This is a genomic window from uncultured Jatrophihabitans sp. (assembly GCF_964246335.1).
Lineage (GTDB): Bacteria > Actinomycetota > Actinomycetes > Mycobacteriales > Jatrophihabitantaceae > Jatrophihabitans.
Genome location: NZ_CAXTQF010000039.1, coordinates 24903 through 36022, shown reverse-complemented (window position 1 = coordinate 36022; position 11120 = coordinate 24903). Strand labels below are relative to the sequence as shown.

Here is an 11120-nt window from a genome sequence, read left to right as displayed (position 1 = left end):
CCCGAGTCCCCACCCAGGTGATCAACAGTCGGTAATGGCCGCCATAACGACCACTACCGACTGTTGATCACTGAGGCTACGGTGCTGCGCGGATGAGGTCGGCGGCCCGCTCGGCGATCATCACCGTCGGCGCGTGCGTGTGCCCGCGGATGATCTGCGGCATCACCGACGCGTCCACCACGCGTACTCCGTCCACGCCGCGCAGCCGCAGCGACTCGTCCACCACCGCGGCGTCGTCCGTGCCCATCCGGCAGGTGCCGGTCGGGTGGTACAGCGTCTCGGCGCCGCTGCGGACGTACTCGTCGAGGTCGACCTGGTCCGGCGTCGGGAACATCGTCTCGCCGACGAGCGCCTGCAGTGGCCCCGCCGTGAACAGCTCCTGCGCCTGCCGCACCCCGGAGACAAGCCGGTCGAGATCGCGCGGGTCGCGCAGGTACGCCGGCTCGATCACCGGCGGCACCGACGCGTCGGCCGATCGCGCGGTCACCGTGCCGCTCGACTCGGGCTGCAGCAGGATGACGCCGATGGTGATGCCGTGCCCGGGCGGATCGTCCTGCCCGTGGTTCAAGAACGGCACCGGCGCGAAGATGAACTCCAGGTCGGGCTCGGCAAGCTCCGGCGACGAGCGGCCGAACAGCACGCCCTCGCCGACGTTCGAGGTCAACATGCCGCGCCGCTGCGCGAGGTACTTCACCAGGTTGACCGGCTTCTCCGCGTCGACGAGCGTGCCGCCCTCGCGGGTGAACATGACGACCGGCACCGACAGGTGGTCCTGCAGGCCGCGGCCGACGCCGTCGCTCGCGACGGTCTGCGTGATGCCCGCTGCGGCGAGCACGTCGGCGGCGCCGATGCCGGACAGCTGCAGCAGGTGCGGCGAATGGATCGCGCCCGCGCACAGCAGCACCTCGCGGGTGGCGCGCAGCGTCCGCCGGGTGCCCTTGGCGGTGCGGATCTGCACGCCGGTGGCCCGCCCGTCCGCCAGCTCGACGCGCTGGGCGAGCGCCCCCACGAACAGCGTGACGTTGCCACGTTTGAGCGCCGGACGCAGGTAGCCGTCGGCGGCACTCCACCGCCGACCGCGGCGCTGCGTCACCGGCGTCGGTGCGAAGCCGTTGATGGCCGGCTCGTTGAGTTCGCCGAGCCGGGCGTGCCCGGCCTCCGTGCACGCGGCGAAGAACGCGGCGCGCAGCGGGTTCGGGTCGCGCAGCTCCTCGATGTAGAGCGGGCCTCCCGTGCCGTAGACGCCGCCGTTGTTGCTGCCGACGCGGTTCTCGGCGCGCCGGAAGTACGGCAGCACCGCGTCGAAGTCCCAACCCGGCGCCTGCGCGCCCCAGGCGTCGTAGTCGGCCTGCGCGCCGCGCACCCACATCTGCGCGTTCAGCGACGACGAGCCGCCGAGCGTGCGCCCGCGCGGCCAGTACAGCTCGCGCGCCTTGAGCTCGGGCTGCGAGGTGGTGAACAGGTCCCAGTCGTACTTGGTGTGGAACAGCTTCGTGAACGCGGCCGGGATCTTGACGTTCGGGCTGCGATCGCGCGGGCCGGCCTCCACGACGGCGATCCGCACGCCGGGGTCGGCGCCGAGCCGGTTCGCCAGCACGCAGCCCGCCGAGCCGGCGCCGACGATCACGTAATCGAAGCTGTCATCCATGTGTCGCCCTCTCGCGCCGCCCGTGTGTCAGCAACCTACGCGGGTGACGCGGCTGCCGACAGCGCGCCGTCTTTGTCCGGCTATTGACGGAAACGTCCCCGAGTTCGACCGGCCGCCGGGCCACCGACGTTTAAGCTGGTGGCCATGTGCGGCATCGTGGGATACGTCGGGGCCCGGCCTGCCCTCGAGGTCGTGGTCGAGGGCCTGCGCCGGCTGGAATATCGCGGCTACGACTCGGCAGGTGTCGCGATCATCGGCGACGACACCCTCCAGGTGGCCAAGAAGGCCGGACGCATCGAGAACCTGGACAAGCTGATCGCCGAGCGCGCGGACGGCCCGATCGTCGGCACGTCGGGCATGGGACACACCAGGTGGGCCACCCACGGCGCCCCCAACGACCGCAACGCGCACCCGCACATCAGCGCCGACGGCCGGATCGCGGTCGTGCACAACGGCATCATCGAGAATTTCGCCGAGTTGCGCGCTGCGCTCGAAAGCGACGGCGTCGAGTTCGCGAGTGACACCGACACCGAGGCCGTCGCGCACCTCGTGGCCGCGCATCTGCGTGCCGAGCCGGCCGCGTCGCTCGCCGACGCGGTGCGTGCAGTGTGCCGCCAGCTGCACGGGGCGTTCACGCTCGTCCTGCTCGATCGCGACGACCCGGACGTCGTCGTGGCCGCGCGCCGCAACTCGCCGCTGGTGCTCGGCGTCGGCGACGGCGAGACGTTCCTCGGCAGCGACGTCGCGGCGTTCATCGAATTCACCCGCGAGGCCGTCGAGCTCGGTCAGGACCAGGTCGTCGAGATCACCCGCGACGGCTACACGATCACCGACTTCCACGGCGTCGAGGCCCAAGGCCGGCACTTCCACATCGACTGGGATCTCACCGCGGCCGAGAAGGGCGGCTACGAGTACTTCATGCTGAAGGAGATCGCCGAGCAGCCGCGGGCGGTGTCCGACACACTGCTCGGCCACCTCGTCGACGGCAAGATCGTGCTCGACGAGCAGCGCCTCGACATCCAGGAGCTGCGTGACGTCGACAAGCTGTTCATCGTCGCCTGCGGTACCGCGTACCACTCCGGGCTGATCGGCAAGCAGGTGATCGAGCACTGGACGCGCATCCCGGTCGAGGTCGAGATGGCCTCGGAGTTCCGCTACCGCGACCCGGTGCTCGACCGGCAGACGCTCGTCGTCGCGATCAGCCAGTCCGGCGAGACGGCCGACACGCTCGAGGCGGTGCGGCACGCCGTCGACCAGCGCGCCAAGGTGCTGGCGATCTGCAACACGAACGGTGCGCAGATCCCACGCGAGTCGGGCGCCGTGCTCTACACGCACGCGGGCCCGGAGATCGGCGTCGCGGCCACGAAGACGTTCGTCGCGCAGGTCGCGGCCGTCGAGCTCGTCGGGCTGGCGCTCGCGCAGGCGCGCGGCACCAAGTACGCCGATGAGGTCGTGCGCGAGTACGACGCGCTGTGCCGCATGCCGGACGCCATTGCGCAGACGCTCGGCAACGTCGACGCGGTGCGCCGCATCGGCCGCGAGATCGCGCACACCAAGGCGGTGCTGTTCCTCGGCCGGCACATGGGTTACCCGGTGGCGCTCGAGGGCGCGTTGAAGCTCAAGGAGCTCGCGTACATGCATGCCGAGGGTTTCCCGGCCGGCGAGCTCAAGCACGGCCCGATCGCCCTGATCGAGCAGGACCTGCCCGTGGTCGTCGTCATGCCGTCGCCGTCCGGGCGCAGCGTGCTGCACCAGAAGATGCTGTCCAACCTTGCCGAGATCCGCGCCCGCGGCGCGCGCACCATCGTCATCGGCGAGCCGGACGACGACGCGGCCCGCAAGCTCGCCGCCGACTTCGTCGAGGTGCCGCGGGTGCCGACGCTGCTGACGCCGTTCGTCACCACCGTGCCGTTGCAGGTGCTCGCGGCGACGATCGCGCAGGAACGCGGGTACGACATCGACAAGCCCCGGAACCTCGCCAAGTCGGTCACCGTGGAGTGACGCCCAGCTTTGGCCTCTCCGTCCCCCTCTCGTTGATCAACAGCAGGTAATGGTCTCTCCGGTGCGCGAAAACGACTGTTGATCACGGGTTGGCGTGGAGGCGGGGTTATGGTCGGGTTGTGACGCTCGCCGCAGCCCATGAGGTGGACCTGCTGATCGTCGGCGCCGGCCCGGTGGGCTTGTTCGGTGCGTACTACGCCGGCGTGCGCAAGCTGTCGACGGCGGTGCTGGACTCGCTGGAAGAGCCGGGCGGCCAGATCACCGCGATGTATCCGGAGAAGGCGATCTTCGACGTCGCGGGCTTCCCGGCGATCAAGGGCCGCGAGCTCGTCGAGCAGTTGCTGGCACAGGCGGCTCCGTTCGACCCGAAGTACTTGTTGGGGCATCAGGCCGTCGGACTCGAACGCCGCCCCGGCGCCGGCCCGGACGAGCCCGGCGGCACCTTCGCGATCACCACCTCGACCGGACACCGCATCGTCACGCGCGCCATCGCGATCACCGGCGGCATCGGCACGTTCACGCCGCGCCCGCTGCCGACGGGCAGCGAGTACCTCGGCCGCGGCATGGTGCACTTCGTTCCCGACCCGGCCGTGTACGCCGACGAGCATGTCGTCGTCGTCGGTGGCGGCGACTCCGCCCTCGACTGGGCGCTGATGCTCGAACCGATCGCGGCGTCGGTCACGGTTGTCCACCGGCGCGCCGAGTTCCGGGCCCACCCGCACTCGGTCGACCTGTTGCGTGCGTCGTCGGTCTCGATCATCACCGACGCGCAGGTGTCGCAGGTGCGCGGCGTCCCGGACGTCGACGAGGTCGAGGTCACCGTCAAGGGCGACGACGAGCCGACGACGCTCAAGTGCGACAAGCTGGTGGCCGCGCTCGGCTTCACCGCCAACCTCGGCCCGCTGCTCGAGTGGGGCATCGACATCCGCAAGCGGCAGATCGTCGTCGACTCCATGGGCCGCACCACGGTGCCCGGCATCTACGCGGCCGGCGACATCGTCGACTACGACGGCAAGGTCAAGCTCATCGCGACCGGCTTCGGCGAGATCGCCACCGCGGTGAACAACGCCGCCGCCTACCTCAACCCCGGCGTCTCGGCGTTCCCCGGCCACCTGTCCGACTACGCACCCGAACCCGGCGAGCCGGCACCGACCGCGTCCCCGACGGCCTGACGCCCGCGTATGCCCGTGGTCGGCGTCGGCATCGACGTGGTGCCCGTGGAGCGCTTCGCGGCCTCGCTGCGCCGCACGCCGTCGCTCGCCGACCGACTGTTCACCGCGGCCGAGCAGATCACCGCGGGCGGCGCACCACGCAGCGCCGAGTCACTGGCCGCGCGCTTCGCGGCCAAGGAGGCACTCGCGAAGTCGCTCGGTGCGGGCGGCGGGATGGAGTGGACGGACGCCGAGGTCGTGCTCGACGACGCCGGCCGCCCGTCGCTCGTCACCCGCGGCACCGTGCAGGAGCGCGCCGACTCGCTCGGTGTGACTCGGCTGCACGTCTCGCTGTCGCACGACGGCGGCATCGCGGCGGCGACGGTCGTCGCGGAAACCGGGTAGGACCTGCGGCATGCGCGGCGTGTACACGGTCGACGAGGTGCAGGCGGCCGAAGAGGCGTTGATGGCCCGACTGCCCGACGGCGCGCTCATGGCGCGCGCCGCGAACGGTCTCGCGGTCGAGTGTTTCCGGCTGCTGCAGGATCGCCTGGGTGGGGTGTACGGCGCGCACGTGGTCGTCCTGGTCGGCGCGGGGAACAACGGCGGTGACGCGCTGTACGCCGGCGCCGCACTCGCGCGCCGCGGCGCGCACGTCACGGCGCTGCTGCTCGACGAGGGCCGGGTGCACGAGGGCGGTCGCGACGCGCTCGTCCGCGCGGGCGGGGTGACCGCGGCGCCGGACCCGGACGTGGTGCGCCGTGCGGACCTCGTGCTCGACGGCATCGTGGGCATCGGCGGCCGCGGCGGACTGCGCGACGCCGCCGTGCCGTTGGCGCGGGCGGCTCGCGACGTCACGACCGTTGCCGTGGACGTGCCGTCCGGCGTCGACGCGCGCACCGGGGAGGTCGGCGACGACACGATCCACGCCGACGTCACCGTCACGTTCGGTGCACTCAAACCCGGCCTGCTGGTCGGCGTCGGTTCCGAACGCGTCGGTGAACTCCGCTTCGTCGACATCGGACTGGACGCGACGCTGCCCGAGGCGTCGACCTTCGTGCTGGAGGCCGCCGACGTCGCCGAGCTGCTGCCCACACCCACCGCGGCCGACGACAAGTACACCCGCGGCGTCGTCGGCATGGTGTCCGGCTCCGCCGACTATCCGGGTGCGGGTGTGCTCTCGACCGGGGCGGCGATCAGCGGCGGCGCGGGCATGGTGCGTTACGCGGGCTCGGCCGCGGACACCATCCAGGCCAAGTACCCCGAGGTCGTCGTCGAGCGGGGTGCCAAGCCGTCCGAGCAGCGGGTCCAGGCGTGGGCGGTGGGCTCGGGCATCGGCACCGACGACGCCGCCCGCGACCTGCTGGCCGACGTGCTGGGCACCGACGTGCCCGTACTCGTCGACGCGGACGCCATCACGCTGCTCGGCGAGCACCCGGAGCTGCTGCGCGAGCGCACGGCGCCCACCGTGCTCACCCCACACGACCGCGAATTCGCGCGGGTGGCCGACGGTCCGTCCGCGGATCGGCTGGCGAGCGCGCGGCAGGCGGCGCAGGATCTGGGCGTCATCATGCTGCTCAAGGGCGACGCGACGATCGTCGCCGCGCCGGACGGCCGGGCGTGGATCAACCGCACGGGCACGCCGTGGCTCGGCACCGCCGGCAGCGGCGACGTGCTCAGCGGATTGATCGGCTCGCTGCTCGCGTCCGGCGTCGAGCCGCCACTGGCTGCAGCGGCCGCTGCGCATGTGCACGGCGTGGCCGGGCAGCTCGCGGCGCGGTCCGGGCCGCCGTCGTCGAACGACGTGCTCGACGCGCTGCGCGCTGCCCTGCAGCTCGTGCGCGCCGGCTGAGCGCACCGGGCAGAGCACACGGCCGTTTGCGCGGAGACCGATCGTGGGCCGGGTGCGACACGACGCGGGTCGGACCGGCTGTCCGGAGAAACGCCAACTATCGGTCACCGAAGCGACGGATAGTTGGCGTTTCCGCGGACACCCACCATCGGTCCCGCTGCGACACGCCCGCCGTCCCGGGGGGCGGCCGGTTCGTGTCGCGGCGGTGCCCGTCGCACGCGGCGGCCTGGGACAATCGAGGCCGTGGAACGTACCGAGGCCGTCATCGACCTGGCCGCCATCCGCGAGAACGTCGCGGCGATGAAGGCGGGGACACCTGCCGAGGTCATGGCGGTCGTCAAGGCCGACGGTTACGGGCACGGCCTGCTGCCGTCCGCGCGGGCCGCGCTCGCCGGGGGAGCGACGTGGCTGGGCACGGCGATCGTCGGCGAGGCGGTGGCGTTGCGCGAGGCGGGTATCGACGCGCGGTTGCTCGCGTGGTTGTGGACGCCCGACGAGGTCGAGACGGTCGCCCGTGCCGTCGCCGCCGACGTCGACCTCTCGGTCAGCAGCACCTGGCAGCTGGACGCCGTGCTTGCCGCGGCGCAGGCCGCGGGCAGCGCCGCGCGCATCCACCTCAAGATCGACACCGGGCTCTCGCGCAACGGCGCGTACGTCGACGACTGGCCCGAGCTCGTCACGGCCGCGGCCAAGGCACAGGCGGCCGCGGAGGTCGAGGTCGTCGGGATCTGGAGTCACTTCGCCTACGCCGACGAGCCGGGCCACCCGACCATCGCGAAACAGGTCATGGCGTTCGAGGCCGCGCTCGACGCCGCCGCACGGCTCGGCGTCGTGCCGCAGCTGCGGCACATCGCGAACTCCGCCGCGACCCTGACCCTGCCGTCCGCGCACTTCGACCTCGTCCGGCCGGGTATCGCGGTGTACGGGTTGCCGCCGGTGCCCGGTTCGTACGGGCTGACGCCGGCGATGACGCTGCACGCCGGTGCCGCGTCGGTGAAGCGGGTGCGCGCCGGCGAGGGCGTGTCCTACGGCCACGAGTACACGACGACGCGTGACACCACGCTGGTGTTGGTACCGCTGGGTTACGCCGACGGCGTGCCGCGGCACGCGGGCAACCGTGGCCCCGTGTCGATCGGCGGCCGGCGGTTCACCGTCGACGGCCGGGTGTGCATGGACCAGTTCGTCGTCGACGTCGGCGACCTGGACGTCGCCCCCGGTGACCCGGTGGTGCTGTTCGGCTCGGGCCGCGACGGCGGACCGACGGCGCAGGACTGGGCGGACGCCGCCGGCACCATCCACTACGAGATCGTCACCCGCATCGGTCCGCGGGTGCGGCGCAGCTACACCGGATCGGACGCGTGAGCGGGCCGCTGCACGGGCCGGGGATGCCGGTCGGGCCGCGGCTGCACGTGTCCGCGGAGTCCCGCGATGCGCTCGCGGTGCGTACGGTGTCGCTGCCGACAGCGGGCGACACGCACGACTTCGGCCTGCGGCTGGCCGGCGTGCTCGAGCGCGGCGACCTCGTGGTGCTCACCGGACCGCTCGGCGCGGGCAAAACGGCGCTCGTGCAGGGCATCGGTGCCGGACTGGACGTGCAGGGCCGCATCGCCTCGCCGACGTTCGTCATCGCGCGCATCCACCCGCCCAACGCGCCGAGCGGGCCGACCCTCGTGCACGTCGACGCCTACCGCCTCGGCTCGCTCGACGAGGTCGACGACCTCGATCTCGACGTCGACATCGCGAGCTCGGTGACCGTCGTCGAATGGGGCGCCGGAATGGTGGAGCGGCTCGCGCAGTCGTGGCTGGAGATCGTCCTGGACCGTGCCGCGGACTCCGAGACGCGCACCGCGACGCTGTACCCGCACGGCGGCGACTGGGCGGCCCGCGTAGCACGTCTGGTCGACCTCGGGGCAGCGACCTGACCCGAACAGGTCGGCCGACGGTCCATAAGCGAACCTTAAGTACATACGTGATCACCTTGCGTCAACGAGAGGGCGTCACCATGCATCGTTTCGTCGGTCTGCTGACTGCCGCTGTTGCGTTCGTCGGCCTGCTAGCCGCACCATCCACGGCTGAGGCGGCTCCAGCCGATCGAACCGGTGCGCAACCGCAGTCGGTTGTGACGAACGGGGTTCCCGGCGATCCCGGCGACGGTCCGGGGACGTTCACGCCGCTGGACTCGAGGCGGGTTCTGGACACCCGTTCTCGTCTTGGCGCCTCGACTCCGGCCGCACACAAGACGATCACCGTGTCGTTGGACAGGCAGCTTTGTTGCGCTATCAACGGCGAAGTGAGTGCTGTCGCGATCAATCTGACTGTCACCGGAGCGGCTGACGGGGGCTATTTGACGGCATACGCGGCGGGCGCTGCTCGTCCGACGACGTCGAACCTCGATTTCGCCGCCAAGAAAACCGTGGCGAATCTGGCGATCGTGCCGATCAGCTCGGACGACAAGATCACCATCTACAACGGGTCGTCCGGTTCCACGCCGGTGATCGGCGATGTCGTGGGCTACTACACGGCCGGCAGCACCCCGCCACCGGGCGGCTTCGCATCCGTCGCCCCCTCGCGGGTACTCGACACGCGGTCGCGCCTGGGTGCGTCGACGCCTGGCGCAAACGCCACCATCGGCGTGCAGGTGGGCGGCAGGGGCGGCGTGCCGAGCAGTGGTGTGTCCGCGGTGGCGGTCAATCTGACGGTCACCCGCGCGGCGAAGGGCGGCTATCTCACGGCCTACGCTGCCGGCGCCGCGCGGCCGGTCGCGTCGAACGTCAACTTCCCGGCGGGCAGCACGGTGGCGACGTTGGCGGTCGTCCCGGTGGGCAGCGACGGGAAGATCAATATCTTCAACGGGTCGGGTGGGTCGACCCCGGTGATCGGCGATGTCGCCGGCTACTACCGCTCGGGGACTGCCGCTCGTGCCGGCACGTTCACTGCCGTGCCGCCCGCGCGGGTGCTCGACACGCGGTCCGGTAACGGCGCGAGCACGCCTGGTGCGCAGGCGACGATCGACGTGCAGGTCGCCGGCCGTGGCGGGGTGCCCGCCGGCCGCATCTCCGCGGTCGTGCTGAACCTGACGGTGACCCGGCCCACGCGCAGCGGTTACGTCACGGCGTTCGCCGACGGCGAGGACCGGCCGACGGCGTCGAACCTGAACTTCGGCACGGGCAGCACCGTCGCCAACCTGGCCGTCGTCCCGGTCGGCGACGACGGCAAGATCAGCATCTACAACGGATCGACGGGTTCGAGTCCGGTCATCGCCGATGTGACGGGCTATGTCCGGGACAACCCGTGGCAGTACGCGCACCTGCCGACGGCGGAAAAGGAATCGCGGATCGACGGGCTGAGCTGCGTGACGAGCACCCACTGCGTGGCCGTCGGCAGCGAGGACCCCGCCTACGGGTCGCAGATGATCGACCCGGACGCGTCAGTGGCCGACACGCTGGACGGCGGCACGTGGACCTCGCAGAAGCTGCCCGCAGCCATCACCGGTGAATCACCGCAGCTGGAGGCGGTGTCGTGCACGTCCGAGACGGAGTGCGTGGCCGTCGGATCGACCGAGCGCATGGCCGGCTATCCGGACGTACCGCTGGTGGAACGGCTGAGCGGCGGTCAGTGGACCGCTACCGCCCTGCCGCAGGTGGCCGGCCGCGAACACACCTTTCTGCGTGGAATCAGCTGCACGTCGGCGACATCGTGCATCGCGGTCGGCAATGCCGTCGCCAGCCACGACGGGCCGTACGACGGTGACGGTCTGCCGATCGTCGAGCAGCTGTCCGGGAACACGTGGACCGAGCAGACCCTCGACGTGCCCAGCGGCTACACCGGGGCGAGGCTGAACGCGGTCGTGTGTTCGGCCGCGGCGCAGTGCGTGGCCGTCGGCGCCGCGGACAAGACCAGCACCGGCGAGGTCCCGTCCGATGCGATCGTCGACCGGCTGTCCGGAACCACTTGGACGCCGCAGGTGGTGGCGTCGATCGGGTCGCCGAAGGACGACGACACGCTGAACGGGCTGACGTGCTTCTCGAGCTCGAGTTGCCTGGCCGTCGGCGCCGCCGGTAACCATGCCCTTGTCGCAACGATCGATGCGAGCGCCGTGGTGCCGCAGACGCTGCCCGACGTCGACGGACATCTCGGCGGAGAGCTCGAATCGGTCTCCTGCGTCGCGGTCGGCGAGTGCACCGCCGTCGGCGGCGACGGCGGTGGGGACGGCGTCGAACCGCTCACGCAGACGCTGCACGCCGGTTCGTGGTCTGCCGATCACCCGCCGTTCGGTCCGTCGAACTTCGCGGGCAACGATCTGTACACGGGCAATCTGCTGGGTGTGTCCTGCTCGAGCTCGACACACTGCGTCGCGATCGGCACCGGGCAGGTGGACTCGGACTCGGGTGCCTACGAGGGCTTCGTCGAGGCACGCAGCTAGTCGCAAGAATGTCGGCCGAATGAACCGCGTCGGAGGAGAAGACAC

The 11120-nt window shown here is 71.4% G+C and carries 8 protein-coding genes; 7 read left to right on the top strand and 1 reads right to left on the bottom strand.

What is annotated here, in order from left to right; genetic code table 11:
- Nucleotides 1-76 precede the first annotated feature (76 nt).
- Complete coding sequence (locus ACFFCN_RS12210; protein ID WP_375491960.1) at nucleotides 77-1648, bottom strand: GMC family oxidoreductase; 1572 nt, start codon at nucleotides 1646-1648, stop codon at nucleotides 77-79.
- A 144-nt stretch (nucleotides 1649-1792) separates the two neighbouring features.
- On the opposite strand from ACFFCN_RS12210, the gene glmS reads away from it, so the two are divergent.
- The 7 genes from glmS to ACFFCN_RS12175 all read left to right on the top strand — a co-directional run bounded on the left by glmS (nucleotide 1793) and on the right by ACFFCN_RS12175 (nucleotide 11075).
- Nucleotides 1793-3649: a glutamine--fructose-6-phosphate transaminase (isomerizing) gene (gene glmS, locus ACFFCN_RS12205; RefSeq protein ID WP_375491958.1), complete on the top strand. Its 1857-nt coding sequence runs from the start codon at nucleotides 1793-1795 to the stop codon at nucleotides 3647-3649.
- Nucleotides 3650-3768: 119 nt separating this feature from the next.
- Nucleotides 3769-4821 (top strand): NAD(P)/FAD-dependent oxidoreductase, encoded by a 1053-nt coding sequence (locus ACFFCN_RS12200; RefSeq protein ID WP_375491957.1) that lies wholly within the window; start codon nucleotides 3769-3771, stop codon nucleotides 4819-4821.
- Between the two features lie 9 nt (nucleotides 4822-4830).
- Nucleotides 4831-5205: a holo-ACP synthase gene (locus ACFFCN_RS12195; protein WP_375491956.1), complete on the top strand. Its 375-nt coding sequence runs from the start codon at nucleotides 4831-4833 to the stop codon at nucleotides 5203-5205.
- Between the two features lie 10 nt (nucleotides 5206-5215).
- Entirely contained in the window at nucleotides 5216-6652 is a 1437-nt protein-coding gene (locus ACFFCN_RS12190; protein ID WP_375491955.1) for an NAD(P)H-hydrate dehydratase, read from the top strand.
- 243 nt (nucleotides 6653-6895) lie between these two features.
- The gene (gene alr, locus ACFFCN_RS12185; protein WP_375491953.1) at nucleotides 6896-8014 is read left to right on the top strand and encodes an alanine racemase; all 1119 of its coding nucleotides are present in this window, start codon (nucleotides 6896-6898) and stop codon (nucleotides 8012-8014) included.
- 23 nt (nucleotides 8015-8037) lie between these two features.
- Entirely contained in the window at nucleotides 8038-8574 is a 537-nt protein-coding gene (gene tsaE, locus ACFFCN_RS12180; RefSeq protein ID WP_375491964.1) for a tRNA (adenosine(37)-N6)-threonylcarbamoyltransferase complex ATPase subunit type 1 TsaE, read from the top strand.
- Nucleotides 8575-8942: 368 nt separating this feature from the next.
- Nucleotides 8943-11075 carry a hypothetical protein gene (locus ACFFCN_RS12175; RefSeq protein ID WP_375491951.1) on the top strand — a complete coding sequence of 711 codons (2133 nt, stop codon included), beginning with the start codon at nucleotides 8943-8945 and terminating at the stop codon, nucleotides 11073-11075.
- Nucleotides 11076-11120: the final 45 nt, after the last annotated feature.

Excerpts from the sequence above, each read along its gene's own strand:
- ACFFCN_RS12210 (WP_375491960.1), bottom strand. The coding sequence starts at position 1,648 with ATGGATGACAGCTTCGATTACGTGATCGTCGGCGCCGGCTCGGCGGGC.
- glmS (WP_375491958.1), top strand. The coding sequence starts at position 1,793 with ATGTGCGGCATCGTGGGATACGTCGGGGCCCGGCCTGCCCTCGAGGTC.
- ACFFCN_RS12195 (WP_375491956.1), top strand. The coding sequence starts at position 4,831 with ATGCCCGTGGTCGGCGTCGGCATCGACGTGGTGCCCGTGGAGCGCTTC.
- ACFFCN_RS12190 (WP_375491955.1), top strand. The coding sequence starts at position 5,216 with ATGCGCGGCGTGTACACGGTCGACGAGGTGCAGGCGGCCGAAGAGGCG.
- tsaE (WP_375491964.1), top strand. The coding sequence starts at position 8,038 with ATGCCGGTCGGGCCGCGGCTGCACGTGTCCGCGGAGTCCCGCGATGCG.